This window comes from Lysobacter terrae (genome assembly GCF_054782215.1).
Genome location: NZ_BAAGSX010000008.1, coordinates 20,649 through 47,621 on the forward strand (window position 1 = coordinate 20,649; position 26,973 = coordinate 47,621).

At 67.0% G+C, this 26,973-nt stretch carries 22 protein-coding genes and 1 pseudogene; 6 read left to right on the top strand and 17 right to left on the bottom strand.

Annotated elements, in window-relative coordinates:
• Nucleotides 1–117: 117 nt before the first annotated feature.
• Together speE and ACYVJ8_RS11865 are read left to right on the top strand one after the other, a co-directional pair.
• Nucleotides 118–966, top strand: a complete 849-nt coding sequence (speE, locus tag ACYVJ8_RS11860) for a polyamine aminopropyltransferase (RefSeq protein WP_460712623.1) — start codon at nucleotides 118–120, stop codon at nucleotides 964–966.
• A 148-nt stretch (nucleotides 967–1,114) separates the two neighbouring features.
• On the top strand, nucleotides 1,115–3,058 hold the full coding sequence (locus ACYVJ8_RS11865) for a GGDEF domain-containing protein (protein WP_460712624.1): 1,944 nt from the start codon (nucleotides 1,115–1,117) through the stop codon (nucleotides 3,056–3,058).
• Nucleotides 3,059–3,064: 6 nt separating this feature from the next.
• On the opposite strand, the gene ACYVJ8_RS11870 is transcribed toward ACYVJ8_RS11865, so the two are convergent.
• A complete protein-coding gene (locus ACYVJ8_RS11870) occupies nucleotides 3,065–3,403 on the bottom strand; it encodes a P-II family nitrogen regulator (RefSeq protein WP_460712625.1) in 339 nt (112 codons plus the stop codon).
• A 202-nt stretch (nucleotides 3,404–3,605) separates the two neighbouring features.
• Between ACYVJ8_RS11870 and ubiK the strand changes: the two genes are divergently transcribed.
• The gene (gene ubiK, locus ACYVJ8_RS11875) at nucleotides 3,606–3,878 is read left to right on the top strand and encodes a ubiquinone biosynthesis accessory factor UbiK (RefSeq protein WP_460712628.1); all 273 of its coding nucleotides are present in this window, start codon (nucleotides 3,606–3,608) and stop codon (nucleotides 3,876–3,878) included.
• A gap of 12 nt (nucleotides 3,879–3,890) precedes the next feature.
• Nucleotides 3,891–5,404 (top strand): annotated as a pseudogene (locus ACYVJ8_RS11880) (YifB family Mg chelatase-like AAA ATPase).
• 8 nt (nucleotides 5,405–5,412) lie between these two features.
• On the opposite strand, the gene ACYVJ8_RS11885 reads toward ACYVJ8_RS11880, so the two are convergent.
• The 3 genes from ACYVJ8_RS11885 to ACYVJ8_RS11895 all read right to left on the bottom strand — a co-directional run bounded on the left by ACYVJ8_RS11885 (nucleotide 5,413) and on the right by ACYVJ8_RS11895 (nucleotide 7,775).
• On the bottom strand, nucleotides 5,413–5,883 hold the full coding sequence (locus ACYVJ8_RS11885) for a hypothetical protein (RefSeq protein ID WP_460712630.1): 471 nt from the start codon (nucleotides 5,881–5,883) through the stop codon (nucleotides 5,413–5,415).
• 156 nt (nucleotides 5,884–6,039) lie between these two features.
• Entirely contained in the window at nucleotides 6,040–6,462 is a 423-nt protein-coding gene (locus tag ACYVJ8_RS11890) for a hypothetical protein (RefSeq protein ID WP_460712632.1), read from the bottom strand.
• Nucleotides 6,463–6,575: 113 nt separating this feature from the next.
• A complete protein-coding gene (locus ACYVJ8_RS11895; protein ID WP_460712634.1) occupies nucleotides 6,576–7,775 on the bottom strand; it encodes a putative peptide maturation dehydrogenase in 1,200 nt (399 codons plus the stop codon).
• Nucleotides 7,776–8,007: 232 nt separating this feature from the next.
• On the opposite strand from ACYVJ8_RS11895, the gene ACYVJ8_RS11900 reads away from it, so the two are divergent.
• The gene (locus ACYVJ8_RS11900; RefSeq protein ID WP_460712636.1) at nucleotides 8,008–8,328 is read left to right on the top strand and encodes an NHLP-related RiPP peptide; all 321 of its coding nucleotides are present in this window, start codon (nucleotides 8,008–8,010) and stop codon (nucleotides 8,326–8,328) included.
• Here the strand turns inward: ACYVJ8_RS11900 and ACYVJ8_RS11905 are convergent.
• The 4 genes from ACYVJ8_RS11905 to aceB form a co-directional block, all read right to left on the bottom strand.
• Nucleotides 8,325–10,937 (bottom strand): putative peptide modification system cyclase, encoded by a 2,613-nt coding sequence (locus ACYVJ8_RS11905; protein ID WP_460712638.1) that lies wholly within the window; start codon nucleotides 10,935–10,937, stop codon nucleotides 8,325–8,327. The two genes, ACYVJ8_RS11900 and ACYVJ8_RS11905, sit on opposite strands and share 4 nt — an antisense overlap.
• 15 nt (nucleotides 10,938–10,952) lie before the next feature.
• Nucleotides 10,953–11,966: a GGDEF domain-containing protein gene (locus ACYVJ8_RS11910; RefSeq protein WP_460713710.1), complete on the bottom strand. Its 1,014-nt coding sequence runs from the start codon at nucleotides 11,964–11,966 to the stop codon at nucleotides 10,953–10,955.
• Between the two features lie 294 nt (nucleotides 11,967–12,260).
• The gene (aceA, locus tag ACYVJ8_RS11915; RefSeq protein WP_460712640.1) at nucleotides 12,261–13,556 is read right to left on the bottom strand and encodes an isocitrate lyase; all 1,296 of its coding nucleotides are present in this window, start codon (nucleotides 13,554–13,556) and stop codon (nucleotides 12,261–12,263) included.
• Nucleotides 13,557–13,604: 48 nt separating this feature from the next.
• A complete protein-coding gene (gene aceB, locus ACYVJ8_RS11920; protein WP_460712642.1) occupies nucleotides 13,605–15,236 on the bottom strand; it encodes a malate synthase A in 1,632 nt (543 codons plus the stop codon).
• Between the two features lie 129 nt (nucleotides 15,237–15,365).
• On the opposite strand from aceB, the gene ACYVJ8_RS11925 reads away from it, so the two are divergent.
• The gene (locus ACYVJ8_RS11925; RefSeq protein WP_460712644.1) at nucleotides 15,366–16,334 is read left to right on the top strand and encodes a LysR family transcriptional regulator; all 969 of its coding nucleotides are present in this window, start codon (nucleotides 15,366–15,368) and stop codon (nucleotides 16,332–16,334) included.
• Nucleotides 16,335–16,346: 12 nt separating this feature from the next.
• Here ACYVJ8_RS11925 and ACYVJ8_RS11930 read toward each other — a convergent pair whose 3' ends face one another.
• From ACYVJ8_RS11930 to ACYVJ8_RS11970, 9 genes are all read right to left on the bottom strand, one after another.
• The gene (locus tag ACYVJ8_RS11930) at nucleotides 16,347–17,285 is read right to left on the bottom strand and encodes a hypothetical protein (protein ID WP_460712646.1); all 939 of its coding nucleotides are present in this window, start codon (nucleotides 17,283–17,285) and stop codon (nucleotides 16,347–16,349) included.
• A 20-nt stretch (nucleotides 17,286–17,305) separates the two neighbouring features.
• Nucleotides 17,306–19,777, bottom strand: coding sequence for an LTA synthase family protein (locus tag ACYVJ8_RS11935; protein ID WP_460712648.1), 2,472 nt, complete (start codon nucleotides 19,775–19,777; stop codon nucleotides 17,306–17,308).
• Nucleotides 19,737–21,032 carry a YaiO family outer membrane beta-barrel protein gene (locus ACYVJ8_RS11940; protein ID WP_460712650.1) on the bottom strand — a complete coding sequence of 432 codons (1,296 nt, stop codon included), beginning with the start codon at nucleotides 21,030–21,032 and terminating at the stop codon, nucleotides 19,737–19,739. The genes ACYVJ8_RS11935 and ACYVJ8_RS11940 overlap by 41 nt, the downstream gene beginning before the upstream one ends.
• Nucleotides 21,033–21,069: 37 nt before the next feature.
• Nucleotides 21,070–22,599: a glycosyltransferase family 2 protein gene (locus ACYVJ8_RS11945; protein WP_460712652.1), complete on the bottom strand. Its 1,530-nt coding sequence runs from the start codon at nucleotides 22,597–22,599 to the stop codon at nucleotides 21,070–21,072.
• Nucleotides 22,596–23,660: a HEAT repeat domain-containing protein gene (locus ACYVJ8_RS11950; RefSeq protein ID WP_460712654.1), complete on the bottom strand. Its 1,065-nt coding sequence runs from the start codon at nucleotides 23,658–23,660 to the stop codon at nucleotides 22,596–22,598. The genes ACYVJ8_RS11945 and ACYVJ8_RS11950 overlap by 4 nt, the downstream gene beginning before the upstream one ends.
• Nucleotides 23,661–23,748: 88 nt before the next feature.
• Nucleotides 23,749–24,744, bottom strand: a complete 996-nt coding sequence (locus ACYVJ8_RS11955; RefSeq protein WP_460712656.1) for a tetratricopeptide repeat protein — start codon at nucleotides 24,742–24,744, stop codon at nucleotides 23,749–23,751.
• 306 nt (nucleotides 24,745–25,050) lie between these two features.
• Entirely contained in the window at nucleotides 25,051–25,659 is a 609-nt protein-coding gene (locus ACYVJ8_RS11960; RefSeq protein WP_460712658.1) for a lysophospholipid acyltransferase family protein, read from the bottom strand.
• A 34-nt stretch (nucleotides 25,660–25,693) separates the two neighbouring features.
• Nucleotides 25,694–26,113 carry an alternative ribosome rescue aminoacyl-tRNA hydrolase ArfB gene (gene arfB / locus ACYVJ8_RS11965; protein ID WP_460712660.1) on the bottom strand — a complete coding sequence of 140 codons (420 nt, stop codon included), beginning with the start codon at nucleotides 26,111–26,113 and terminating at the stop codon, nucleotides 25,694–25,696.
• Between the two features lie 25 nt (nucleotides 26,114–26,138).
• The gene (locus ACYVJ8_RS11970; protein ID WP_460712662.1) at nucleotides 26,139–26,867 is read right to left on the bottom strand and encodes a pseudouridine synthase; all 729 of its coding nucleotides are present in this window, start codon (nucleotides 26,865–26,867) and stop codon (nucleotides 26,139–26,141) included.
• Nucleotides 26,868–26,973 lie beyond the last annotated feature (106 nt).

The window sequence follows — 26,973 nt, forward strand, 5'->3', positions numbered from 1 at the left end:
GAGAGCTGGCGAAACAGGCGCGCATTCTAACGTTGCGCGCCGCAGGGGTCCGTTACAATGCGCGCCCCTCACCGGCCGGCACTCCGCAGCGGCCACTTGCCTGATCAGGAGCACCCGATGACCGACACCACCTGGCACTACGAGAATTTCGAGCGCGCCGGCTCGGCCATCGGCTACCGCATCACCAAGAAGCTGGACGAGGTGCAGTCGCCGTTCCAGAAGATCGAGATCTTCGAATCGACCGACTGGGGCAATCTGATGCTCATCGACGGCGCGATGATGCTGACCACGCGCGACAACTTCCTCTATCACGAGATGATGTCGCACCCGGCCTTGTTCACCCACGCCAGCCCGAACAACGTCGTGATCATCGGCGGCGGCGATTGCGGCACGCTGCGCGAAGTGCTCAAGCACAAGGGCGTCGAGAAAGCCGTGCAGTGCGACATCGACGAACAGGTCACGCGCATGGCCGAGAAATGGTTCCCGGAGCTGTGCGATTCCAACCACGATCCGCGCGCCGAACTCCTGTTCGATGACGGCATCGCCTACATGGCCAACTGCGCGCCGGGCAGTGTCGACATCGTCATCGTCGACTCCACCGACCCGGTCGGCCCGGCCGAAGGTCTGTTCAACAAGGCCTTCTACGAATCCTGCTTCCGCGCGCTGAAGGACGACGGCATCCTCGTCCAGCAGTCCGAGTCGCCGCTGGTGCTGCTCGACCTGATCAAGGAAATGCGCAGCGAGATGGGCAAGGCGGGCTTCGCCACCTTCAAGACCCTGCCGTTCCCGCAGCCGTGCTATCCGACCGGCTGGTGGAGCGCCACGCTGGCGCGCAAAGCAGGCGGCTTCGACTTCCGCGAAACCGACGCGCGTGCCAGGAAGTTCGACACGAAGTACTACAGCGCCGACATCCACCAGGGCGCGCTCGTCTCCCCGCCGTTCGTCGCCGCCGCGCTGGGCGAGTAACCCCGCTCCGAGCGAGCCGCTCCAGCGGCCAGCATCCGGACGCACGGCGCCCAAATGGCGCCGTGCGTCCCAAGCTCCCGGGCGAGGCCTGTGCTACGGTGCCCAGCGGACGGGCACAAGCCGTCAGCGCTCGATCCGGGGGGATGTCTTGCGCGCGTTGGGGTTCACCTTTCTGCTGGCCGTCCTGGGCGGGTGCGTCGTTGCCGACGCGCCGGCGCAGACCGTTGTGGCCGCCCCCGACGCGTCTTCCGATCTGACCGGAAGTCTGGCCGGCTTCGGCGCGCTGCCGGACGGCACCCAGTTCGACCGCCTCGTCGAACAAGTCGAACGCGGCGACCTTGTCGTTTCCGGCCCGCAGCAGATCCGCGAAGTCGTGCGCCGCCTGGATGCGCTACGCCCACGCGACGATGCGCGGCGGGAATTGCGCCTGCGCGGTTTCCGCTGCGACTACGACGACCTGGGCCAGCCTGCGGCCGGACTGGCCTACGCCCGCTCCGGCATGCAGGACGCGGTGCGGCTGGGCGACGTCGGCAACCAGATCCGCTTCGGCCTGTGCGAGGCGAATTACATCGACGGCTCCGGCCAGACGTCGCAGTCGGCGAGCACGGTCGAAGCCGCCCTGGCGCTGGCGCGCAAACACAACGATGCACGCCTGCTGGCGCAGTCCCTGGTCCATCGCGGCAGCCTGCGTTCGTTGCTCGGCCAGCAGGCCGCGGCATTGACCGATTTCCTCGAAGCCCAGCGCGTCTACACCAACGCCGGCCTGCGCAAGGAGGCCGAAGCCGGCCTCGGCGACATCGCCGCCGCTTACCGCCGCATGGGCGATCACGCCAAGGCGCTGGAGTACCTGCGCCAGGGCGTGGCGTTCGCCGAACGCCAGGGCGATCCGAGCCTGCTGTCCGTGGCCTTGTTGCAGATGGGTTTCCTGCACGAAGACCTCGGGCGCCACGACGAGGCGCTTGCCGTCCTGCGGCGCGCGATCGACGTGGCCGCGGAGCACGGCTTGGAGTACGACGTCGCCGCCGGCCACCTCGCCGTGTCCTCGGCGCTGATCCGAAAGGGCGACTTCGCCGCTGCCGAGGCCGCCCTGGCCACGGCACGCAACGGCTTCGACCGCGTCGGCGACCGCTCCAACGAGGCCATGCTGCAGCTGCTCGAAGGCATGGTCCTGGCCGGCCGCGGCCAGGACGACCAGGCGCTGGACCACTACAACCGTGCATCACAGGCGTTCGACGTCGATCCGAACTTGCGCTACCAGGTCGACCTGTACGCAGCGCGCGCACTCAGCCAGGAGGCGCTGGGCAACTACCGCGCGGCGATGGACGACCTCAAGCTGGAGCGCACCGGCCGCCGCAAGCTCAACGACGATGCGCGTACGCAGCAGTCGTTGCTGCTGCAGTATCAGTTCGACACCGCGCGGCGCGACCTGGAAAACGCCCGCCTGCAAGCCGAACGCCGCAGCCAGCAGCAGCGCCTCAAGGTCGTCGAGCGCTCCAACCGCTGGCAGTTCGCCGCATTGGTCAGCACGGGCCTGCTCATCGTCGGCCTGCTGCTGTTGTTCATGCGGCAACTGCGCAACACGCGCCAGATCAACAAGCTCGCGCTGACCGACGCGCTGACCGGCGTCGCCAACCGCCGGCACGTCGAGGTGGCGGCGGAACACGCCGTCGAGCAAGCCAGGACCCAGGCGGAGCCGCTGGCCGTGCTGACCTTCGACCTCGACTGGTTCAAGCGCATCAACGACGGTCACGGCCATGCCGGCGGCGACCAGGTGCTGGTGCGCGTCGCCCGCGCCTGCGAGGCGGTGCTGCGGCAGAAAGACCTGCTGGGGCGCATGGGTGGCGAGGAATTCATCGTGCTGCTGCCCAACACTTCGTCCGACGCCGCACTGCTCGTGGCCGAGCGCCTGCGCGACAGCGTCCATCGCCTCGACCTGGCCGATATCGCCGAAGACTTGTGCGTCACCATCAGTCTCGGACTGGCCATGCTGCAGCCGCACGACGATGGCCTGCACGACGTCATCGACCGTGCCGACGCCGCCCTGTACCGCGCCAAGGAAGCGGGTCGCAACCGTGTCGCGGTGGAGCTCTAAGTCGCCCTACAACGCGTCCCCATCCATCTCGCCAGTACGGATCCGCACCACCCGATCCAGATCCCAGACGAAGATCTTGCCGTCGCCGATCTTGCCGGTCCCGGCCGCCTTCATGATCGCTTCCACCACCGCTTCGACCTGATCGTCGGTGACGGCGACCTCGAGTTTGATCTTGGGCAGAAAGTCCACGACGTATTCGGCACCGCGATACAGCTCGGTGTGACCCTTCTGGCGACCGAAGCCCTTTACCTCGGTGGCGGTGATGCCGGCGACGCCGGCTTCGGCCAGCGCTTCGCGCACATCGTCGAGCTTGAACGGCTTGATCACCGCCATGATCATCTTCATCGCATGTCTCCAGAGCTTGCGCGACGAGGATACGGCGCATGACCGCTTTCGGGCGAGCGTCCATCGCCTGCGCACGGTCCTTCGCCCCTCGCGCGGCCTACAATGGCGACATGGGATCTTTCCTACCCAGCGCCGCGGCACCGCCCGACTGCGCCGCTCCAGCCGGCCACCGATGCTGGAGCCCTGCCGAAGGGAGCACGCCATGATCGACCTCAGCCATCTCGACGACCTCGCCCGCCGCCTCAGCGCACTGGTACCTCCCGGCCTGCGCGAAGGCCGTGAGGAATTGCAACAGAACTTCAAGTCGGTGCTGCAGTCCGGCCTGTCGCGACTTGACCTGGTGACGCGCGAGGAGTTCGAAGTGCAGCGCGCCGTGCTGCTACGCACGCGCGAAAAGCTGGAAGAGCTGCAGCGCACCGTCGCCGAACTCGAAGCGCAGCTCGAGAACAGCCCGGCATCGCAGCCCCGCCACTAGACGGCACCCCCCATGAATCTGGCACTCGTGCACAGCCGTGCGCGAATGGGCGTCCGTCCGAGGTTCGCGTGGAAGTGCATCTGTCCGGCGGCCTGCCGCGCTTTTCCCTGGTCGGCCTGCCGGCCGCGGCGGTGCGCGAAGCCAAGGACCGCGTGCGCGCCGCGATCACATGTGCGCAGTACGAATTCCCAGCGCGCGTGATCACGGTCAATCTCGCTCCCGCCGACCTGCCGAAGGATGGCGGACGCTTCGATCTGCCGATCGCGCTGGGCATCCTCGCCGCGAGCGGACAGATTCCTCTGGAAGCATTGAACGAAGTGGAATTCCTCGGCGAACTGGGACTCACCGGCGAGTTGCGCGCAGTCGATGGCGTGCTGTCCGCCGCGGTGGCAGCGGCGGAGGCGAGGCGAAAACTCATCGTGCCCGCGGCCAACGGCGCCGAGGCGGCACTCGCCTCGCAGGTCGAAGCCCGCACCGCGCGCACCCTGCTGGAAGTCTGCGCGATGCTGGACGGGCGCAAACCACTGCCCTGCGCGCAACCGGTTGCGACGACAAGCACCCCGGCCGGCGGACTCGATCTGGCCGACGTTCGCGGCCAGGCGCAGGCACGCCGCGCACTGGAGATCGCCGCGGCCGGCGGGCATCACCTGCTGCTGATCGGACCGCCGGGTTGCGGCAAAACCTTGCTCGCCTCGCGCCTGTCCGGCCTGCTTCCGCAGGCCAGCGAGGCCGAAGCCTTGGAGGCGGCCGCGATCGCTTCAGTGAGCGGTCGCGGGCTGGATCCCGCCCGCTGGCGCGAACGCCCCTTCCGTTCACCGCACCACACCGCGAGCGCCGTCTCCCTGGTAGGAGGCGGTGCCGGACCACGCCCAGGAGAGATCTCGCTGGCCCATCAGGGCGTCCTCTTCCTGGATGAACTCCCCGAGTGGGATCGCCACGCACTCGACGGCCTGCGCGAGCCGCTCGAATCGGGCGTCGTCACGATCTCGCGCGCGGCACGGCAAAGCGAGTTTCCCGCCCGCTTCCAGCTCGTGGCGGCGATGAACCCCTGCCCCTGCGGCTGGGCCGGCGATGCCAGCGGGCGCTGCCGCTGCAATCCCGAAGCGATACGCCGCTATCGGGCGCGGATTTCAGGTCCGCTCTTGGATCGCATCGATCTCCATGTGGAGGTCCCGCGCCTGCCGCCGGCGGAACTGCGGCCGGACCTTCCCCCCGGAGAGTCCAGCCAGTCCGTGCGCGATCGCGTCGGCATGGCACGCGCCGTCCAAATGACCCGCGCCGGCAAGCTCAACGCCCGCTTCAACCAATCCGAAACCACGGCCCATTGCCGCCTGGCTTCGGCGGACCAGTTGCTGCTCGAACGCGCGATGGATGCCTTGCAGCTGTCGGCGCGATCGATCCATCGCATCCTGCGGGTGGCGCGGACGATCGCCGATCTCGCCAAACAGCCCGACATCCAGACCACACATCTAACCGAGGCGCTGGGCTACCGTCGCGCGGATCGCGACAATGCGGGAGCCGCCTGAGCCGGCGGTTACAGTCCGCCGCAATCTCGCCCGCAGGTCTTCGGACGATCGAGATAGTCCCTGGCGCCCTCGCGGGCTTGGCGCATTTCCGCCTTGGTGCCGCAGCGCGTGACCTTCATCGTGGTGCCACTGGGGCGTTCGCGCCAACACACGTTCTGGTCGTCGGTCGCAGCGCGCGAGTTCTTCACTGTCGCGTTGATGCGCTCCAAAGCGTTCTCGACGGTGACCTTCTCGTTGATGGACAGCTGATCGAGCGTGGATTTGCCTTGGGTAACGGCGAAGAACTGATCCTGCGCCGTACGCACTTCGCGCAATTGCCTGGGCGTGAGGCCATCGGTTTCGCCCGCGTCCAACTTCGCCTTCAATGCATGCTGCTGGTCGACCAGCACTTGCAGGGAGTCCTGTTCGGCGGCGGGTTCCTCCGCAGCGAAAACAGGCAGGCAGGCCAGGAGCAGCGTGGATAACAGCAGGGCTTTCATCGTCGAACCCTCCGGTCAAGCGGCACCCACCCCGGGCGCCTAGCCTTGACTATATGCCTTCCGGCATAACGCGGTGCGACGCCGTTCGTCGGCATCCACGGGCAGGCGTGGAGTACAAATAACAAGGGCGGCATAGCCGCCCTTGTTGCGCTTCGGTCAACGTCGCACCTGCGTACTTTGACGGTCGAGCTCATCCCGCGACCGCTCATGCTCCAGACGGATCTGCTCGGCTGTACGGCACACGCGCTGCTTGCGATTGCTGCCGATGGTTCGCGTGTATTCGCAGACCAACCGCTCGTCTTGAGTGCGATTGATCGCTGCCTCGATCCACTCCAGGTCGTTGAAGACTCTCGTGCGCTGCTCCTGATCGAGGTCGGTTGGCACCTTCTTGCCGTCGATCGTCGACAGCATGCGCGTCTGCCGCAGGAGCAATTCGTTGCGCGTGGTCTCCGGCATGTCACGATAGCGTCCGCTCTTGGCGACTACGCCTGCACGGATCTCCGCCTGCTGGTTGCGGATGTCGTCGAACAACACACCGCCATCGTTGGCAGCGGCAGCGGCGAGCGAAGAAATCGCCATGCCGGCGATCAAAATGACGGTCGAAAGGCAAGAACGCACGTGATCCTCACATACGGTTGGGGAGGGAGCGGTCGAGACTACCTACACCGCTCGCCGCTGTCGCCTGCCTGCGGTCATGGTTGATCGAAAGTGGTGTTCCAAATCCGTTCGTTCGGATCGAGCTCCGCTGTGATCCTCTCCCCTGCGCGCCAGCCAAAGCCGCAGATCGCCAGGGCGCCCTGGCTGACGGGGTCCAGGCCGAAGGCCTGCTCCAGTTCCTTCTCATTGATGGCGCCGGTGATGAACGCCCCCAGCCCCGCCTCGGTCGCCGCCAGGTACAAGGTCTGCGACAGGTGCCCCGCCTCCAGCGCGACCACGCGATAGCCCTTGGCGTGCTGGCGGTACTTCCAGAACGTACGATCGAAGCGCGGCGACAGCAGCACCACGACATGGGCATCGGCGAACCAGTGCTGCTGCGCCACCATGTCCTGCACGAAGCGGCGCAGACCTCCTTGCTCCCAGCTGCGGCCTTCAGGAACAGAAAGGGGCTCCAAGGCGTGATCGACCGCCTGATAGTGATAAAGGCCCGGCGCAACGCCCTCGACGTTCTGCACGATCAGGTAGCACTCGATCGGATGCAGGCCACCGCCGGAGGGCACGTTTTTCTTCAGGAACACGGTGTCCGGACCGATCCGCACTTCCGCCTGCGCCGCGAACACGCGCTGCAGCAACTGAGCGAACCGGTCGAAGGGCAGCGCGCGTGCCGGATCGAAGTTGCGGCAGGTGACGCGGCGTGCGAGCAAGCGGTCGAAGTCGGTGGCCTGGGCACGCGGCAATTTGAGCTGCGCGGCCAGGTCGCCGTGTCGCGCCGCTTCCGTCGGCGGAGCGCCAAGCACCTCGCGCATCTGCGTCGCCGTCTCGGTGCCGCTGTCCTTCAAGTTCTGCACGGCGTCCACGCCGCTCCAGCGCGTGTACGCGTGCAGCGTGGCCCCGAGCGGATGCCAATGCACCGTCCGCTGTGCTTCGTCGCGCGCGCGCCACCGATCGTGTTCCTCAGCCTGCCCGATCACCAGGCCGACATCGAGCAGGCGCTCGAGCGCCCCTTGCGCGGCTGCATCCAGCGCGTGCGTCTCGATCCACTCGCTCGGGCTCAGCCGCCCAAGCAATTCGCGCTCCGCGGCATCGACCTCGATCTCCTCGCCCGCGTGCGGCGCAAGCGCGATCCAGCGTCGATCGCGGCGCAGACCGTCGCCGCCATTGAGCAGTTCGTTCAAGTCGAAGTCGATCTGCTCGCGCGGCTCGAGGAACAGCACGGCGCAACGACGTATCCGCATGAGCACGACCCGAAGATGGAGCGCCTGGGACGCGCAGGTCCGCATGGGCACAGGAACACCCACATTGTCGGACAAGGCTCCGAGCTTCAAGTGGCGTGCGGCTTCTTGGCGATCGACCCGCGAACGCCCCAGCACGGCCCTGTGTTCCCGTCACGGGCTTGCCATTGTCCCCAGCCATGGCGGGTGGTTAGATGCCACGGTTGCCCGAACGGGCATGACAGGGGGAATGGGGATGGCTGGACCGAAAAGCGCACCACTGGAGCCGAAGATCATCGAACGGCTTCTCGATTTGCTCAGCGATAGCGACAAGTTCCGGGAGCTGTTCCAGCAGGATCCGGCGGCGGCGTTGGAAATGATCGGCCACGATGTCGGCGATCAGGCGGCGCGTACCGCCCTGGCCTCGCAGCCCGCCATCGCCGGCTGCATGCAAGTAGGCCGGCTCGCTTCCAAGAGCGCCATCCGCGCGGCGCACGCGGAGATCAAAAAGATGCTGCTGGCGGGTCTCGCCCAGACCACGCCCAATCTGGACGCCACGCTGGACTCGTCGGACTAGCGCTGCAAATACTCGGGCAGAGTTCGCGCGGGCCACCGCCGCTCGAACTCTGCCTGGGCCGCGCCGGCTTTTTCCGCCTCGCCCGCACGGGCGAGCAAGCGCGACTGTGTCCGCAGCGCCAGGTTGCTGTCGACTACGTTGAGTGCCTGCAGGCAGTGGCCGCATTCCAGTTCGACGTAAGCCTGCCCGCGGTGGGCCTGCAGCCAGCGCGCCTGCTCCAGGGCCGCGGGCACGTTGCCGGCATCTTCGTAGGCGCGCATCAACACCGCGCGCACCTGGTAGCGCTCGCTGCCGGTCAGGGTGGGTTTTAGCAATCCGATCGCCTTCAAGGGCTGCCCGGCCCGCCGGAACTGCTCGGCCTCGATCGCGAAGACGAGCGAGGCAACGCTGGGAACGGCACGCAGGCTCGGCTTCTTGGCCAGCACCGACAACACCCGCGCGGCGACGTCGGCGTCGTCCATACGCAGGGCCACAAGCGCGGCGGCAGTCGCCAGTTCCGCATCGTCCGCTGCATCCGGATCGAACGGCCGGCCCAATGCGGCCACGGCCGAGTCGGCGGCACTGCGCGCGGCCTGCAGCGCGGCCTCGCGGTCGCCTGCCAGCCAGTTCGCAACGGCGACCGGCAGGTGCAGATAGCGGCTGTCGAATCCGGTTTCGCCCTTCGCCAGGTCGAGCGCGGCGCGCGCGGAAGCTTGCCCTGCCTTCCAGTCGCCGCGGTCGAGGTTCACGCTCGTGCGCTCGATATACGCATAGCGATCGTCGGAAGGAATCTGCCCCAGCCGGCGCTGGGCGGACGCGAAGTTGCGCTGGGCGGCGTCCACCAGCGCGAGCCGCCGCAGACTGCTGCGGTAGCCATGCGCGAGCGCACGCTGGAACGAGCTTGTCGCCTGGCGATAGTCGCCCATCGCCAGGCGCAGACGCCCGACGGTGTCCTCCTGGACCGAAGCGAGCTCATAGCGCGGCGACGTACCCGCGATCGCAAACGGGAGGGCTTCCTTGAAGCGGTTGGCCTGATACAGCCATAGCCCGGCATTGCCTTGTGCGGGCCAATAGTCCGGATAGAGCTGGGCCAGCTCCTGCCACTTCGCCGCGGTCTGCTCGGGCGCATCGAAGTTCGAGGCCCACGCATCCATGTACAGCGCTTCGCGCAGTACCAGGTGGTCGCGCAGCTTCTGCGCCTGCCGCAACGGCGGGATCGCCGCCGGTGCATTCACCACTGCGAACTGCGCACGCATCTGCCCGAGCCACGCCAGCGCGAACTCCGGATCGATCTGCGTCGCGCGTTGGTAGTACTGCAGCGCGCCATGCTGATCTCCCTGTGCATACGCCTTCTGCCCCAGTGCATAGGCGCGCAGTGCATCCAGGTTTTTCGTCGCCACCTGCGGCAGCGGCGCCGAGTCCTTTTCGATCGACTTGACGGCTTCGCCCAGCTTCGCGCGCAGAGCCGCGGTGACGTCGTCGATCGAGTCCAACGTGGAGGTCACGCCCGTCCCTTCGGCCGATTCCGCATAGACGGTGGTCTGGGTGTGCGGATCGATGACTTCGGCACTGACGCGCACGCGTCCACCGACTTCCGCCACCGTCGGCAGGATCACCGCACGCGCGCCGTCGCGCAGCGCGACTTCCGATGCGACCGCGCGGTCGAGCACCGTATCCGGCGCGCGGCGCATGCGGCCGAGGGTGTCGCGCGCCTTCATGTCGCTCAACACGTTGACGTAGCGCGACTGATCCAGGCTGATGCGGAACGCCTGCTCCAGCGAATCGTCCAGCGCACTCTGGCCGGTGAGATTGCGCAGATCGCCGATGACGACCCAGTCGCGCTGGTTGAAGGCGATGGCGGGTTCGGGCCGGGTAATGAACCACGCGCCGAGCACACCGGCCGCCAGTAGCGCGGCTTCCGCGGCCAGTGCAGCGGGGCGCCGCCACAATGGGATGTCGCGCCAGGCTTTCGGGGTATTCGGCGGCATGCGCAGCGGCGCGACGCCGGGTTCGCCGACTTCGAAGATGTGTTGCGGCTCCGGCACACCTTTGAAGCGCCAGCGGCCCCACGCCTTCCACACCAGGTGCTGGCCGCGATCGCCCAGTTCGCGGGCGGCGCGATGCGCCAGCGGCTCAGCAACGGCGGAGAGCAGGATCTGCCCAGGCCGCGCCATCGCCATCAGGCGCGCGGCCATCGGCTTGGCCAGGCCTTCGACTTCCAGCGGCTTGGCGCCGATGCTCACGGCCTCCTCGCTGTTGCGCCAAGTCAGCACCTCGCCGACATGCAATCCCGCGCGGGCGCGCAGGGAGAGGCCGCGCTCCTCGCCCAAGGCGGTCAGGCCACGCACGTAGTCGAGCGCGAATCCCAGGCCATCGATGGGACGCTCGAACAGCAGCAGCAGTCCGTCGGAGCGATCGATCAGGCGCCCGCGCCATTGCTGCTGCAACTGCAGGACGAGGCGGTCATGGGCGCGGAACAGATCGCTGGCCGGACCGTCGCCCAGGCGTTCGACCAGTCCCATCGAATCGACCAGGTCGGTCAGCAGCAGGGTGCGCAATTGCGGCGCGTTGGCCGGTGCGCGCGGCGCAGGTTCGGGCGTGGCGTCGAACATCTCTACCGCGGTATTCATCAGGCCTCAGTCCGTTCAAGCCGTAGCGAGTGCGCTGTCCTGCCACTCCACACGATTACCGCCCAGGCGCTTGGCACGATACAGCGCCGCATCCGCCTGTGCGTACCAGTCGTTCCAGTCGCGCTCGCCGTCGATCAGGCAGGCACCCACGCTGACCGAGCACGCCAGCGGCACTTCGCCCGGCGCCGCGTGACGCGGCACCTGCAGCAGACCGCGGGTGGTGGTGACGATGAAGTCGGCGAAGCCCATGACCGCGTCGCGATTGTCCGCGGCGATCAGCAGGCAAAATTCGTCGCCGCCCAGCCGGCAGGCGATGTCGCCGTCGCTGGCCACCGAACGCAGGATGCTGGCAATGCTCTGCAGTACACGATCGCCGACCAGGTGGCCGTGCTCATCGTTGACCTGCTTGAAGCGGTCGCAATCCACCAGCACCAGGCCGAGCCCCTTGAGCTGGCCGTTGCGGCGGCGTTCGGCCAGATGCTGGGCGAGACCACGCCGGTTGTGCAGGCCGGTGAGTTCGTCGGTACGGATGAGCTCTTCGGTCTGGTTGAGCTGGTGCGCGGTGGCGCGCAAAGAATCCAGAGCTGTCTGCAGATCCTGGTTACGACGGCGCAGCCGCCGGATCAGGCTTTGTTCGTTGAGCACCACGCGCATGATCGCGCGGCGCAGGAAGTGCGAGATCAGCCTCGGATCGTCGTCGACCAGACGCTGGAATTCCTCGTGGCGCAGTTCGATCAATTCGCCGTCGGTGACCGCCACGGCGTCCGCACTGCGGGCGTGATCGCCGATCAGCAGGCCGAGTTCACCGAAGAATTCATAGGGTCCCAGGCGCTTAGAAATCAGGTCGTCGCCGAAGTCGAGATCGACCGCGCCCGTGGCGATCACATACATCGTGGTGCCCAGGTCGCCGCGGCGGAACAGGGTTTCACCGGAGTAACAGCGGCGTACGCGGCCGACTTCGGCGAACAGCGCGTATTCGGCAGGCGTCAGCGCGGCGGCCACCGCATCGGGTGCGGGCGTCGTCGGCATCGAGCTGTCTTGCAGCGACTCCGTCGCCGTCCTGCGCTTCATCCACACGTACCCGGGGCCCTGCGGAGGGGTTGAGAATATCACCCGATCTATAGGACTACGCGGGCAGGAGCGACTGGCGGCCAACGCTAATTGCGGCCGGTGGCGGACAAGGGTTGGCCGCTTGTCGGACGTCCCAGAGCGGGACGATCGCCTCTCCCCGCTTGCGGGGAGAGCTCCCCCTCATCCGCCCTTCCCTCAGCGGGCTATCGCCCGCTTCGACCTTCTCCCCGCAAGCGGGGAGAAGGGAAAACCTTAGGCTGCGGCCTTCTGCTCGTGGAACTGCTCTTCCTCGGTCGAGCCCTTCAGCGCGACCGTCGAGGACTGACCGTTCTGGATCACCTGGGTCACCGCGTCGAAGTAACCGGTGCCGACTTCGCGCTGGTGCTTCACCGCGGTGAAGCCCTTCTCCGCAGCGGCGAATTCAGCTTCCTGCAGCTCGACAAAAGCGCTCATCTGCCGACGCGCATAACCGTGCGCCAGGCTGAACATGCCGTAGTTGAGGCTGTGGAACCCGGCCAGGGTGATGAACTGGAACTTGTAGCCGAGCTTGGCGAGTTCCTTCTGGAAGCGCGCGATCGTCGCGTCGTCCAGATTCTTCTTCCAATTGAAGCTCGGCGAGCAGTTGTACGCCAGCAGCTTGCCCGGATACTTCGCGTGGATCGCCTCGGCGAACTTGCGCGCGAATTCCAGATCCGGTTTGCCGGTCTCGCACCACACCAGGTCGGCGTACGGCGCATAGGCCAGGCCGCGGCTGATCGCCTGATCGAGGCCATTGCGGGTCTTGTAGAAGCCTTCGACCGTGCGCTCGCCGGTGGCGAACGGCTGGTCGTTGGCGTCGACGTCGCTGGTCAGCAGGTCCGCAGCTTCGGCGTCGGTGCGCGCGACGATCAGCGTCGGCACGCCCATCACGTCCGCGGCGAGGCGCGCGGCGACGAGCTTCTCGACCGCTTCGCGCGTGGGCACCAGCACCTTGCCGCCCATGTGCCCGCACTTCTTCACCGAAGCGAGCTGGTCCTCGAAGTGCACGCCGGCGGCGCCCGCTTCGATCATGCCCTTCATCAGTTCAAAGGCATTGAGCACGCCACCGAAGCCGGCCTCGGCGTCGGCCACGATCGGCTGCAGGAAGTCGACGTCGCCGCCGCCTTCCGCATGCTGGATCTGATCGGCGCGCAACAGCGTGTTGTTGATGCGGCGCACGACCTGCGGCACCGAGTTGGCCGGGTACAGCGACTGATCGGGGTACATCTCGCCGGCGATATTGGCGTCGGCGGCGACCTGCCAGCCGGACAGATAGATCGCCTTGAGGCCGGCCTTCACCTGCTGCATCGCCTGATTGCCGGTGAGCGCGCCCAACGCGTTGACGAAGTCCTCGGTGTTCAGCGAATTCCACAGTTTCTCCGCGCCGAGCCGCGCGATCGAATGCTCGATCTGCACAGTGCCGCGCAGGCGCACCACGTCTTCGGCGCTGTACGGGCGGGTGATGCCGGCCCAGCGCGGGTTGGTCTGCCAGTCGTGACGGAGTTGGTCGGCGGAGGCTTGCTTGTTCATGGCGTATCCCTCTGATGCGTGAGCGCGTGGTGGGGGTGTTGCGATGGATCAGTCGAGCCGCGCGTACGCGGGCAGGGTCAGGAACTCTTCGAGCGTGTCGGCGTGGGTGAGGCGGTCGAGCATCCCGATCGCCTCGTTGATGCGGCTGCCGCCGGGCAGCTTGCTGCGATCGCCGAGCTTGCCCGGCAGATTGATGAGTGCGCGTTCGAACAGCGCCAGGTCGACTTCGCTGCCGTCGTCGAGATGCAGGCCCTCGGTATGCAGCCATTGCCACAGCTGCGTGCGCGCGATTTCGGCGGTCGCGGCGTCCTCCATTAGCCAATGGATCGGCACACAACCGTTGCCGTCGAGCCACGCGGCGAGATAGCGCACGCACACTTCGACGTTGTTCTCGAAGCCGGCGCGGGTGATCGAACCGATGCTCGGCTTGATCAGATCGTCGCGAGTGACGATCACTTCCTCGCGGCGCACCTCGTGCTGGTTCGCCTGCGGCATGCGCTCGTCGAAGATCTGCCGCGCCAGCGGAATCAGAGCCGGATGCGCGACCCAGGTGCCGTCGTGCCCGGCGGTCGCTTCGCGCAGCTTGTCGGCGCGGACCTTGGCGAGCGCGGCCTCGTTGGCGGCTTCATCGCCGCTGATCGGGATCTGCGCGGCCATCCCACCCATCGCATGCGCGCCGCGCTTGTGGCAGGTCTGGATCAGCAGTTCCGAATACGCCCGCAGGAACGGCTGCGTCATCGTCACCTGCCCGCGCTCCGGCAGCACCTTGTCGCGGTGATTGCGGAAGGTCTTGATGTAGGAGAAGACGTAGTCCCAGCGGCCGCAGTTCAAGCCGGCGATGCGGTTGCGCAGGACGTAGAGGATCTCGTCCATTTCGAACACCGCCGGCAGCGTCTCGATCAGCACGGTGACCTTGAGCTGGCCGTTGGGCAGCTTCAGCGCCGCTTCGATGTGGTCGAGCACGTCGTTCCACAGCTGTGCCTCTTCCATCGACTGCAGCTTGGGCAGGTAGAAGTAGGGGCCACGATCCTTGGCCGCGAGCGCATGCGCGTTATGGAAGGCGAACAAGCCCAGGTCGAACAGCGAGGCGGACAAGCGTTCGCCGTCGACCAGCACATGCTTCTCGTCGAGGTGCCAGCCGCGCGGGCGCACCAGCAGCACGGCCTGTTCCTCGAAGGGGCGCAGCGTGTAGCGCTTGCCGGGCGTGCCGCCGGCGGCCGGCGCGGTGTAGTCGAGGCGGCCCGCGATCGCGTCGCCCAGCGTGCGCTGGCCGATGAGCAGGTTGGACCAGGTCGGCGAGGTCGAATCCTCGAAGTCGGCCATGTAGCAGCTCGCACCCGAGTTAAGCGCGTTGATGACCATCTTCGGATCGGTCGGGCCGGTGATCTCGACCCGGCGGTCGCGCAGCGCGGCCGGCAACGGCGCGACCCGCCAGTCGGCGGCGCGGATGGCCGCGGTGTCGGTGCGGAAATCGGGCAGGCCGCCGGCGTCGAAGAAGGCCTGGCGTTCACGGCGGGCGGCTAACCTGACTTGGCGGTTGGCCTCGAACCGGCGGTGCAGGTCGGTCAGGAAGGTCAACGCCGCCGGGGTCAGCAGTGACCGGCCATTCGGGTCTTCGGCGAGCAGTTCGATGCCCTGTGCCACGTGCCCGAGGTCCCGCGGTTCCAACATTGCCGACATGCCTTAGCTCCTCACTGATCGTCGTGTACCCATGTAACGGGCCAGGCGTGACCATGCGGTCAAGTGTGGTATAAGGCAATCAAGTTTTTTTAATAGACTGTATTTGGTTTATTAATATCTGACGGAACTATGTCAGCCAAGCCACCTCCCGCTCCCCGATTCGCCTACAAAGGCGACCGCCTCAAACCGCTGCGGGCCTTCTGCCAGACCGCGCGCCTGGGGTCGATTTCCCGCGCGGCCGAGGCGCTCTTCCTCAGCCAGCCGGCCGTGACCCTGCAACTGCAGGCGCTCGAACGCGACCTGGGCACCCGCCTGCTCGAGCGCAGCGGCCGCCGCATCACCCTCACCCGTGAAGGCCAGGAGCTGTACGAGCTGGCCCGTCCACTGGTCGAAGGCCTGGACGGGCTGGATGCCACCTTCCGCGACCGGGTGCGTGGGCTGGATGCGGGCGAACTGCATGTCGCCGCGGGCAGCTCGACCATCCTTTACCTGCTGCCGAAGATCGTCGAAGCGTTCCAGGCCAAGCACCCGGACATCCGCCTCAGCCTGCACAACGTCACCGGTGCCGGCGGCCTGGAGCTGCTGCGCTCGGACGCCGTCGACCTGGCCGTGGGTTCGATGCTCGACGTGCCGGCGGACCTGGACTACGCACCGGTCTATCGCTTCGAACCGATGCTGATCACGCCGCGCGAGCACCCGCTGGCGACCAAGGCCAACCTCAGCCTGCAGGACCTGTCGCCCTACGGTCTGATCCTGCCGCCACAACGCCTGACCACCTATCGCCTGGTCGACCTGGTGTTCCAGCAGAACCGCGTGCCCTACACCGTGGCGCTGGAAGTCGGCGGCTGGGAAGTAATCAAGCAATACGTGGCGATGGGCCTGGGCATCAGCATCGTCACCGCGATCTGCCTCACCGAGGCCGATCGCGAACGCCTGGCCGCCCGCTCGCTGGCGAAGTACTTCCCCTCACGCAGCTACGGCGTGGTGGTGCGCAAGGGCAAGTTCCTGTCGCCGCAGGCGCGCGCCTTCACCGCGCTGATCAAGCCGGCGCTGTTCGAACGCGGCGGTTACGACGACACCGGACAATCCGAGCGCTAGCGCTGCCGACTATCAGCGATCGCGCTGCGCGTCGATCCACTCGCGATAGCCGCGATAGTGATGCAGCGCGAAGCCGGCGAAGGCCTTGGACTTGCCGTAGGCGGCTTGCGTCGCGGCCATTTCGTGCTGCAGGTCGGCTTCGTTGCGGTGGTTGAAGGTGACCTTCGCGAGTTCGTTCGGCGTGAGTTCCAGGCCGATCACGACCTGCTTGCCGATCGTTTCGGCGTAGGCCATTTCCTTTTCCGCGTGCGCGATGATGCCGTCGCGGCCTTCGGCGTGATCGCGATAGTCCATCAGCGCCAGATAGTCGTAGAGCCCGGCCAGGTGTTCGCTCGCCGGCTTGGTGGCTCCGCGCCAACGCACGTCGATGCCGTCGAACCAGAAGGGCACCGCCGGCCCGATGCTCAGTCGCTGCCCGGACGCCTGCTTCATCCGCATCCATTCCGCGCTGATCTCGAGGAGGTCGCGCAGCAGGTCTTCGCGGCTCGCATCGTTCCACTGATCCAGCAGGTGCGGTTCGATGTCGAGGTTCACGCCATCGAAGCGCGACGCCTCCGCGGCCTTGGCGTTGTAGTCGAGGACGCGCTGCAGCATCGCCACGGCTTCGCGCCGCTGCTCGGGCAGGATGTAGCGCTCGGTGTCGAGATAGGCCGAGCCAAGCAGTGCATACACGCGGAAGCCGCGCGCGTGCGCCTTGGCGATGAAGTCACCGTAGCGGCGCGGCGCATCGGCGAGCAGATTGCGGCCCCGATAGGCATCGGCATAGAGGTAGATCGTGTCCACCTCGTGCGCGCGCAGGAAAGCGAAGGCCGCTTCGGCCTCGGCGCGCGATTCGAGCATCGCGTAGCTGTCGCCTTCCCAGGTCCATATGGCGCGTGGCGCTGCGACTGCCGGCAACACGGCGGACGACACCGTCAGGCACAGCAGCAATAGCCAGGTTTTCATACGCATCGCCGCTCCGCGCAAGTCAATCACGGACGCGCGCGTGCGCCGCCGCCGGGCGCGCAGCAGCGCACCTTGATCGGAATGCGGTACACGCCCTCGCCTACGCGCCGGCCGGTATCCGGGTGTGTCGGCAACACCGCCAGGAAATAGCGTCCGGACTCGACGCCCTTGAGCTCCAGATCGAAACGCGCCTGTCCGGACGCGCCCGCCGTCAGCTGCAACGCACCCGCATAGCTTTCGCGTACCTCGCGGCCGCGCTCGTCGCTGAGCACCAGCAGCGGCACGAAAGGCGCGCTGGGTTCGCTCGTGGCATTGGTGAACTGCGCGGTGATCGCCATGTGGTCGAGGTCGGTGCCTTCGGGCGCGGCGATGCCATGCGCATGCAGCGTATGCCGCTGCGGAACCGGCGCGGTGGCCGCGGGTGCAGGCGCATGCGCCCCCTCGCCACCATCGAAGGCCACCAGCTTCGGCGTCGCGCCTTCTGGCGACAGGCGTAGCGTCCGCGCGAAGCGCGCATTGGCCTGGCGATAGCGATCGAAGCGCGCGGAAGCCTGCGCCTGCGCGGCGGCATCATCGGCCAGAGCGAGGCGCATGCCGTCCTCCAGCACATACAGCTGGTCGTGGCTGAGGAACCAGGGCCCCGCGACGAAATCGTCGAGCAAGGTCTTCTCGTGCTTGAGCGGGATCTCGCGCCGGCTGACGAATTCAGGGGTTGTGTCGAGGCCGGTACCGGTCCACGTCACCTGTGCCGGACGCTGCAAGCCGTAGTTGTGCGAAAGGAACGCGAGCATCGAAGGCGCGAGGTCCAGATGCGAGGACACCGCACGGATCCGAGCGGGCTGCCTCAGCATCGGCGAGAACACGATCAACGGCACGTGATAGCGCTCGATCTTGGTGTCCATCGGCAGTTCGGGCAGGCGATGGTCGCCGGTGATCACGAAGAGCGTGTTCTCGTAGCCGGGCGCCTTCTGCGCGGCCTCGAAGTAGCGGCGCAGCGCGTCGTCGGTGAACAGGATCGTCGCGTAGATATCGGCGAAGGCGCGATAGCCGGGCTTGTCGCCCGGCGCGATCTGCAATTCGTCCAAGCGTCGTTCGAAACGGCGGCGCCACGCATCCTGGCCGGCGAAGCGGTAGGAGGTGTGCATCGAGATCGTCTGGATGACGGTCAGCGTGGGGCGTGTGTCGGCCGCGCCGTCGACTGTCACGCCGTCGACAGGCGAGCTATCGAAGATCGCACCGTCCGCGAGCACGCGAGCCATCAGCTCGCTGTCGTCGTAACCCCAGCTGCTATAGGGATTGCGCCGGTAGCCCGGACCGAAACTGGGGAGATCGACGATGCGCTGCACGCCCTGCTTCTGCAGGTAGGTTCGCTCATGGTCGAAGGCGAGGTCGGTGCCGGCATAGAAACGCGTGGCATAGCCCTGGCGGCCGAGCAAGTTGAACAGGTTGGCATGCGCGGGCATGCGTTCGCCCAACGCGGCGAACCCCTTGTCGGCGAACGGCAAAGAGCCGAATACCGAGGGCAGCACGCCAAACGTCCGCCCCTGCGCGGCCAGGAAGTTGCTCCAGTACAAACTGCGTCCGGCCAGTTCGTCGAGAAACGGCGTGAAGCTGCCGCGGAGCGTGTCAGGACCGGAGAACGAACGACCCAATCCTTCGACGACGATGAAGACCAGATGCGGCGGCCGCCTGGAGGTGTTCGCGAAATGCGGGCCGAGGACGTCCGGCGTCTGCTCGGGATGGAGGAACGGATAGTCGGCATCGCCTCCGGGGGACACGGCCGCGCTTGCGCTGGAAAGCCGCTCGGGTGCCTCACCGAGCCAGTAGCGCGCAATGTCGGCGGTGAACGCGATGGTCTTGTTGCTTGCTAGGTTGTGCGCGTCTTCGCCTTGGATCCGCAGCGTCGACGAAACCGGCGGCAGCAGCCACAGCGCCGTCCCGGCCAGCAACGCGACCGCGGCACCGTGCGTGCGCCACTGCAAGGGATGACGCCAACAGAACGCGAACACGGCAACCATCGACGCCAGCGGCAAGGTCCAGCCGGCGAGCGTGATCGCATTCATGCGGGTACCGCCGGCAATGGTCATGGCGATTTCCTGCCACGAATAGCCGAACAGGTCCGCGCCCAATGGGTTGCGCGTAGCGAGGTAGTACTGCTCCAGCGTGATCTGCATCGCCAGCCAGAGCGACCACAGCAGGAGGGTAGCCGTTGCGCGCCACGGCGCGTTGCGCATGCGCAACAGCGGCCACGACAGCAGGCACAGCAACGGCAGGCTACGCGCGAAGAGGAGCAGGTCGTCGCCCAGCGCCGCCATCAGCACGCGCGTCGGCAGCACCTGCCCGGCAGCGCCTGCGTACAGCGCCCACGCGCGCAGAACCAGAGCACCTACGAGCAACGCAGGCGCGAGCGAAAGAAAGCGAAACGCGGGCCGGTCGCCAGCGCGACCGGCCGCGCCGTCACCAACGGGTGTAGAGAGTGGCGGTGACGCTGCGCTCATCGAAACCGTCTACGTCGTTGGCGAAATCCGCACCGAGCTTGAAGCCCCAGCGCGGCGCGAAGAACTTCACGTAAGTCAGGCCGAACGAGGAATGGCTGTCGGCGACCACGCGATCGAAGCCACCGCCAAACTCACGTTCGTGGCTGCGGCCGTGGCCGGCGCTGACTTCGAAGTAGTCGTCGGCATTGCCGGCGTAATACCAGCGCAGCTGCCCGCGGTGGCTGAGGCTGCCCGACCCCACGCCCGGCACGTGCAGCGCGCGATAGCGCGCGTAGAAGTTGCCGAAGTAGCGGCCGACGCCAAGACCGTACATGTCGGTGTCGGCACCGCCGAACTCGAGATGATCGTAGCTGCCCGACAGCTCCCACCCGTTGCCGACGCCCTGGAACAGTTCGGCGCGCCAGGCGTTTTCCGGAAACAGGTCCCCGCTCGGCCCGCGCTGGTAACGGACATTGGCGTAGGCGCGTGCCCACAGGTTCACGTAGCCGTCCAGCGCCCACGCAGTGTCGTGCTGGTCGAAGCGATGCGCGCGCAGCATCTCCAGCGCGAGCGAACCGCCGTCGAACTTGCGGCGCAGCGCGACTTCATATTCGCTCCAGCTGTCGCGCGAAGACGGATCGAAACTCGTGTGCGTACCGCCGACCCGCAAGGCCCACAGATAGCCGGCGGGCAGCACCGCATCGGGTTCCACGATGCGCGGCTGCAGCGAGGCCACATAGTCGTCGACCTGGGCCGGATCGGCGCCGCGCGCACGCGCGGATTCGAAGGCCATCTGCGCCGCTGCCGTATCGCCGCCGGCACGCTGCGCGCGTCCGAGCGCGATGCTTGCGGCCGGGTCATTGGGATTCAGCTCTGCCCAACGCGCATAGGCGGTCGCCGCCTGCTGCGGACGATCGCTCCACAGATACATGTCGCCCAGCGCCGACCACGCGTCGGCGTAGTCGGGCTTGGCGGTGGTGACGGCGGTCAGATCAGCCTCGGCTTCGGGCCAGCGCTTCATCCATGCATTCGTGCGACCGCGTGCGAGCAGCACATCGGTGTTGGTCGGCGACTGCGCGAGCAGCGCCGTATACAGGGCGACGGCTTCTTCGCGCTGGCCGTTGTTGGCCAGCGTGTGCGCACGCTCGAACTGCTGCGCATAGGTTTCGCTGCCGGGCGCGGCGGCCGCCTGTTGTGCGGACACCGACGGCGCGAGGGCCAGTGCGCAAGCCAATGCCAGCGCCTTGACGGTCAACGGAACGAAACCACCACGCATGCTGCTCTCCATAGGATTGATTGAGTCCATCGCCGGCTCACCGCGTGCCCGAGGGGCCCGGCGGCCACGTGCCGCCGGAGATACCGGCGACGTGCGGCGCAGGCACGGTTTCGTGTTCCTCGGGCTTGCCTTCGTGCTGCCAGCTGGCATTGCGATGCATGCGGCCCCAGCGCGAACGGCCGCGCAGCTGCAGCACCCAGCGCACCAGGCCCATCAGGCGCCACACCGTGGTGAGCTGGCGGTAGCCGAAGTTCTCGAAGATGGCGACGAGGAACAACTTGAACTGCTGACCCGGGCGCGGATACAGGTGGAACGAAAGCTCCTCCAGCACCAGCGCGTTGGTCGACAGCAGCACGCCCAGGCCGACCGACGCGAACAGGAAGACGAAGAAGGCCTCCGGCGACAGCACGCCGGCCAGTCCCAAAGCAATCATCGACACGTAGCCCAGCACCTCGATGACGGGACCGATGCACTCGAACAGCAGCATGAACGGGAAGGCGAGCCAGCCCACCGCGCCGCCGTTGCTGCGGAACATCAGCCGCCAGTTCGGCAGCAGACTCTCGGCCAGGCCCTGCTGCCAGCGCATGCGCTGGCGGCGCAGCGAGCCCAGGTCTTCCGGCGCTTCCGTCCAGCAGATCGGGTCGGGCACGAAGGTGATGCGGTAATCGCGCTTCTCTTCGCGCAGCTGCTTGTGCAGGCGCACGACCAGTTCCATGTCTTCGCCCACCGTGTCGCCGTGGTAACCGCCGGCGGCGATCACGCGTTCCTTGTAGAACACGCCAAACGCACCGGAGATGATCAGCAGGGCGTTCATCGGCGACCAGCCCAGGCGGCCGAACAGGAAGGCGCGCAGGTATTCCACCGTCTGCACCAGCGGCAGCACTTTCTTCGGCAGGTCGACGCGGGTGAGGAAGCCGTCCTTCACCTGGCAGCCGTTGACCACGCGGATCACGCCGCCCGCGGCAACGGTGGTCGAGTCCTCGAGGAACGGCTGCACCACACGCGCCAGGCTGTCCTGCTGCAGGATGCAGTCCGCGTCGACCACGCAGAACAGCGGATAGCGCGCGCAGTTGATGCCGGCATTGAGCGCATCGGCCTTGCCGCCGTTGACCTTGTCGACCAGGCGCACGTTCGGATACGTCGGTGACGCATAGACCTTGTTGACGTCCTGGGTCTTGATCCGCTTGCGGTAGGCCTCGGGGAACTCGACCAGTGCGAAGGCCTTGATCACCTCAGCCAGCGTGTTGTCGGTGGAGCCGTCGTTGACCACGACGATCTCGAAGTTCGGATAGCCCAGGCGCAGCAGCGAGCGGACCGAGGAAACGATGGTCCGCTCCTCGTTGAAGGCCGGCACGATGATGCTCACCGGCGGCTGGTAGGCGCGGAAGTTGTTCCACATGAACTTCGTGCCGTGCTCGTGCATGTGCCGCACGATTCCGAACATGGCGATGTAGTTCAGCGCCAGGTAGGTCACGTTGATGACGATGAAGTAGGCGAAGAACACCCACTGCAGCCATTCCAGCGCATCCACGACGCCGGTCGGAAGGGTCAGTGCGGCAGCGCTCATTGCTCTACTCCCATGTTGCGTTCCGCAATCACCTGGTCGAGCACGTCGCAGGCGAAACGGTCGGTCTGCTCGGCGCGGATGCGCACGATGTGATCGGGCTCGATCCCGCGCAGGCGGCTCAGCGCCTGCGCGGCGCGGTAGCGCACCCACCACTGGCTGTCGGCCAGCAGCGGCAGCAGCTGCGGCGCCTCGCCCGCCTCGCCCAGGCGTCCCAGCGCAGCGGCCGCGTGCATGCGCACGTGCCAGCGCTCGTGGGTCAGCAGCGAACGGATCAGGTCGAGATCGGAGGGATCGCTCATCACCTGCAGGCAGGTGGAGATCAGGTGATCGTCGGGGTGCGAAGCGATCACGTTGCGGATCACCGGCGCCGCGGCGCTCGGGCTGACGTCGGCTAGGAAGCGCACCAGGCGCGGCGCGACGTCGGCATTGGCTTGCAGCGCGACTTCGCCCAGCTCTTTCGATACCAGCGACGGATTCGCGTCGTGCAGGATCTGCGCGACACCGCCCTGCGGCCAGTCGTTGCGCTCGATGATGTGCGGCACCAGCATGGTCACGGCGCGCGCCGGATCGATGTGCATCAAGGCTCGCGCCGCGCTCAGCGAAATGATGGTGCTGCGGTCGTCGAGATAGCGCGCGAGCTTGTCGAACTGGCTGCGGCTGCGCAGATAGCCCAGGGCGACGATCGACATCACCCGGTTGTGGAAGTTGCCGTGGTCGATCGCGACGCTCAGATGCCGCTCCAGGCCGATTTCCTGTGCCACGCGCTGCAGGCCGCTGTCGTCGTGTTCGCCCAGCGACTGGTGCACATGGTTCCAGGCGTCGACGAAACCCGGCAGATCGCCACGCGGCAGCGACGGCGGCGAAATCGCCAGGCCCTGCGCGGAGTCCAGCAGGATCTGATGCCACTGCGTCGCCGCGCGAATGCGGTTGCGCTCGCGCCGCATCACCACTTGGCGCATCGCCAGGATGACCACCAGCATCAGCAGCGCCATCGCGATGACGACGACGCCGAGCCAGAACGCGAACACTACCCGCGGATGCGCGGTAATCAGGAAGTCCACGACAGCACCTTCTTTTTCTTGAACACGTTGGACGGCTTCAACACGACGGGCGTACTTCGATTGGATGGAGCAAACGCAAACGCAATGGCTAGGGCGAAGCGGACACCGCCGGCGTCGCTGCGTCGGCCATGCCGCGCAGGCGCTCGAGCATCTGCTGGGTTTCGATGTTGTTCGGATTGAGTGCGGCGGCGCGCTCGAACAACGCGCGCGCATCGGCAGGGCGCGCCTGCCGGTAGCGCACGTGACCCATGCCTTCGATCGCCGAGGCGTCGTCGGGCTTGGCGCTCAGGAGCTGGGTGAAGGCGAGCTCGGCGTCGTCGAGGCGGTTTTCTGCCAGGCTGCTGTAGGCCAGGCCGCTGAGCGAATCCTGATCGTCCGGATACTGGTCCAGCACCTGGCGGAAACGCGCGCGCGCTTCGGGGATGCGGCGCAAGCGGTAGTAGTTCCAGGCTTCCAGCCGCGCCGCGCGCAGGCCCTTGTTGGGAATCTTCGCCAGCGCGGCCAGGCTGCGCTCGTAATCGAGCGCATCGAAGGCGGTCTGAGCGATGTGTTCGTTGTCGAGGTCGGCCGCGCTCGCGCTGGCGTTGCTGCCGGCGTACTGGTCGGTGCGGGCGTGCTGGGCCAGGTAGCCCTGCACGTTGCGCGCGCGATGCAGGCCGAGGTAGCAGTGGATGTAGGCGATGCCGTCGGCGGCGAGCGCCGCTTCCGCGGCCGCCTTCGAATTCTTGGCGTAGTCGTCGCCGAACTTCTGCCCGAGGATGCTGCCCATCGGGAAGTTCTTCACGGTCATGCCGTAGCGCGCGGCGCGCTCGCGCTCCTGCGTGAGCAGCACCTTCTCGTACGGCACGTTGGGTTCGAGCAGGCTGATGATCGTGGTGACGCCGCGCTGCTTGAGCGCGATGAAGTCCGCTTCGACCGGATACGGGCCCAGCAGCACGTCCTGCACCGGGCTGTCGGTGCGCTGCGCGCGCCAGGGCTGCACGAAGACGCTCGCCGGATGCAGCAGCACCCAGATCCCCAGCGCCCCCAGCAAAGTGCCCAGCACCAATCCGATGGCGAGGACTCGCCGGCTGGGCTTGTACATGCGCTTCCCGCTCCCTTCGCGCACGCCAACGCATGCGCCCCCTGTTCGCGATCGCGGCCGTCGGCGCCGGGCTCCCCGCCCGGCCGGCCGACCGCCGCCCCCTTGGTCCGCTGCTGAATCCCCCGCGGAGCCGTGCCCTAGATGACGCATATCCCGTGCCAAACCGGCCACGAGAGGGGTCGCGAGGCAGGGAGCGTCCTGGGGAAGCCAGGCCTGTCGCAGGCCGGCGGACGAAGTGCGAATTTTGTCACATTTCGACGCCCTGACTGCCCCCTCGGGGGCGCCACAGTCGGAAACCTGACCCGCTCAGGCGTCGTGCAACTTGCCCTTGGAGACGGTGCGGTACCACTCGCGGATTCGAGTCATGTCCGCGGACATGTCGTCGCCCAGCTCGAACAGCGGGCCGATGCCGATCACCTTGTGGCCATAGTGGAAATAGGCCGGCAGCACCGGCACATCGGCCGCCTTGGCGATCTTCCAGAAGCCGGTCTTCCAGCGCTCCACCGGTTTGCGCGTGCCTTCCGGCGCCAGGCCGTACCAGAAGCGCTCGGCCCGCTGGATCATCGCCGCGGATTGCGCGACCACCCCGTGCGCCGCGCTGCGGTCCACCGGGATCACGCCCAGGCGCCGCAGCATCAGGCCCATCAGGGGCACTTTGAACAGCGAGTCCTTGCCCAGGATCTTGATGTCCAGACCCAAGGCGAGCTTCGCCGCCAGCCCCCAGATGCCGTCCCAGTTGGACGAATGCGGGGCACCGATCAGCACCAGCTTGGGGATGTCCGGGAACTCGCCGACCATGCGCCATCCCCCCAGCCGCAGGAAAGCGAGGCCGAGCCAGCGGGTCAGGGCACTGGATTTCACGCGCGGCGCGCTGGGAGGCAGCGGCAAAACGGTTTGTCGCTTGTCGTCACTCATTCGCTTGCCGGTTCCCTCGCGCAGGCCAGCAGGATCAGTCCCATTGCCGGCGGGTGCGTGCTTTCTTGATCGTACTGCGTTCGCGCTTGTCGTCGAGCCGGCGCTGCTTGGCGGCCCGGCTCGGCTTCGTAGCGATTCTAGGGGTGGGCGCCCGCAGGCCGGAAGCGACGAAGGCCGCAAGTCGCTCGCGCGCGTCCTCGCGGTTGCGGTCCTGGGTGCGGAACCGCTGGGCGTTGAGCACCAGCACGCCCGCATCGGTCACGCGCCGATCGCGCTTGGCGAGCAGGCGCTCGCGCACGGCCTCGGGCAGCGTGGGCGACTGCGCGATGTCGAAGCGCAGCTCGACCGCCGTGGCGACCTTGTTGACGTTCTGCCCGCCCGGACCGGACGAACGCACGAAGCGTTCGACCAGCTCGTCATCGGGAATCGCCAGGTTGTCAGTGATCTCCAACATGCGCGGATTGTAAGCAGAGTGACCCTCAGGGCTCTGGCGGGTATCCCATCACCGCCAGGGCCTTGGCGAACTCCGCATCCACCGGCGCGACGGCGACGATGCGCTCGCCGCTGCGCGGATGGGTGAAGGCCAGGCGTCGTGCGTGCAGCAGCATGCGATGCACGCCGAGCATGCGGAAGTTGCGGTTGTGGCGACCATCGCCGTGGCTGGTGTCGCCGATCAGGTGGTGGAACACGTGCTTGAGATGCCGGCGGATCTGGCGGAAGCGGCCGGTTTCCGGTCGCGCACATAGCAAGGCGTAACGCGAAGTTTCGAAACCTTGGGAGGGCATCGCCAACTCGCAGGTCGCCAGGCGGATGAAGCGCGTCACCGCCGGTTTCTTCTGCGGCTTGCCGGGACCGCCATCGAGCGGATGGTCAACGACGAAGCTTTCTTCGGGCCAGCCACGGCAGATCGCCCAGTAATCCTTCTCGACGTCGCGCGACATCATCACCTGCCCCAACTGTGAGGCCGTTTCGCGATCGAAGGCCAACAGCAGGCAGCCGCTGGTGGCGCGGTCCAGCCGGTGCACGAGGAAGATCGGGCGGCCTAGCTGCTCGCGCAGGCGATCGGCGAGGAAATCCGATTCGCCGCCGGCCAGCTTGCTGTCGTGGACCATCAGGCCGGCCGGCTTGTTGACCACGGCGAGCACGTCATCGCAGTACAGCAGCGGCAAGGGCGTAACTTCGGACGGTGGCGCGGGCAGTTCGATCATGGTGACGACAGAGGGCTACGGCAGGCGATGGCTACAATCCATTGTCGCCGATGCGGGCGGCAGCCATATCACCGCGAGAAGGATTCCATGCCGCACCGCTTACAAC

Coding starts and splice junctions, on each gene's coding strand:
- speE (WP_460712623.1), top strand. CDS start 118: ATGACCGACACCACCTGGCACTACGAGAATTTCGAGCGCGCCGGCTCG.
- ACYVJ8_RS11870 (WP_460712625.1), bottom strand. CDS start 3,403: ATGAAGATGATCATGGCGGTGATCAAGCCGTTCAAGCTCGACGATGTG.
- ubiK (WP_460712628.1), top strand. CDS start 3,606: ATGATCGACCTCAGCCATCTCGACGACCTCGCCCGCCGCCTCAGCGCA.
- ACYVJ8_RS11885 (WP_460712630.1), bottom strand. CDS start 5,883: ATGAAAGCCCTGCTGTTATCCACGCTGCTCCTGGCCTGCCTGCCTGTT.
- ACYVJ8_RS11890 (WP_460712632.1), bottom strand. CDS start 6,462: ATGGCGATTTCTTCGCTCGCCGCTGCCGCTGCCAACGATGGCGGTGTG.
- ACYVJ8_RS11895 (WP_460712634.1), bottom strand. CDS start 7,775: ATGCGGATACGTCGTTGCGCCGTGCTGTTCCTCGAGCCGCGCGAGCAG.
- ACYVJ8_RS11900 (WP_460712636.1), top strand. CDS start 8,008: ATGGCTGGACCGAAAAGCGCACCACTGGAGCCGAAGATCATCGAACGG.
- ACYVJ8_RS11905 (WP_460712638.1), bottom strand. CDS start 10,937: ATGAATACCGCGGTAGAGATGTTCGACGCCACGCCCGAACCTGCGCCG.
- ACYVJ8_RS11910 (WP_460713710.1), bottom strand. CDS start 11,966: ATGCCGACGACGCCCGCACCCGATGCGGTGGCCGCCGCGCTGACGCCT.
- aceA (WP_460712640.1), bottom strand. CDS start 13,556: ATGAACAAGCAAGCCTCCGCCGACCAACTCCGTCACGACTGGCAGACC.
- aceB (WP_460712642.1), bottom strand. CDS start 15,236: ATGTCGGCAATGTTGGAACCGCGGGACCTCGGGCACGTGGCACAGGGC.
- ACYVJ8_RS11925 (WP_460712644.1), top strand. CDS start 15,366: ATGTCAGCCAAGCCACCTCCCGCTCCCCGATTCGCCTACAAAGGCGAC.
- ACYVJ8_RS11930 (WP_460712646.1), bottom strand. CDS start 17,285: ATGCGTATGAAAACCTGGCTATTGCTGCTGTGCCTGACGGTGTCGTCC.
- ACYVJ8_RS11935 (WP_460712648.1), bottom strand. CDS start 19,777: ATGAGCGCAGCGTCACCGCCACTCTCTACACCCGTTGGTGACGGCGCG.
- ACYVJ8_RS11940 (WP_460712650.1), bottom strand. CDS start 21,032: ATGCGTGGTGGTTTCGTTCCGTTGACCGTCAAGGCGCTGGCATTGGCT.
- ACYVJ8_RS11945 (WP_460712652.1), bottom strand. CDS start 22,599: ATGAGCGCTGCCGCACTGACCCTTCCGACCGGCGTCGTGGATGCGCTG.
- ACYVJ8_RS11955 (WP_460712656.1), bottom strand. CDS start 24,744: ATGTACAAGCCCAGCCGGCGAGTCCTCGCCATCGGATTGGTGCTGGGC.
- ACYVJ8_RS11960 (WP_460712658.1), bottom strand. CDS start 25,659: ATGAGTGACGACAAGCGACAAACCGTTTTGCCGCTGCCTCCCAGCGCG.
- arfB (WP_460712660.1), bottom strand. CDS start 26,113: ATGTTGGAGATCACTGACAACCTGGCGATTCCCGATGACGAGCTGGTC.
- ACYVJ8_RS11970 (WP_460712662.1), bottom strand. CDS start 26,867: ATGATCGAACTGCCCGCGCCACCGTCCGAAGTTACGCCCTTGCCGCTG.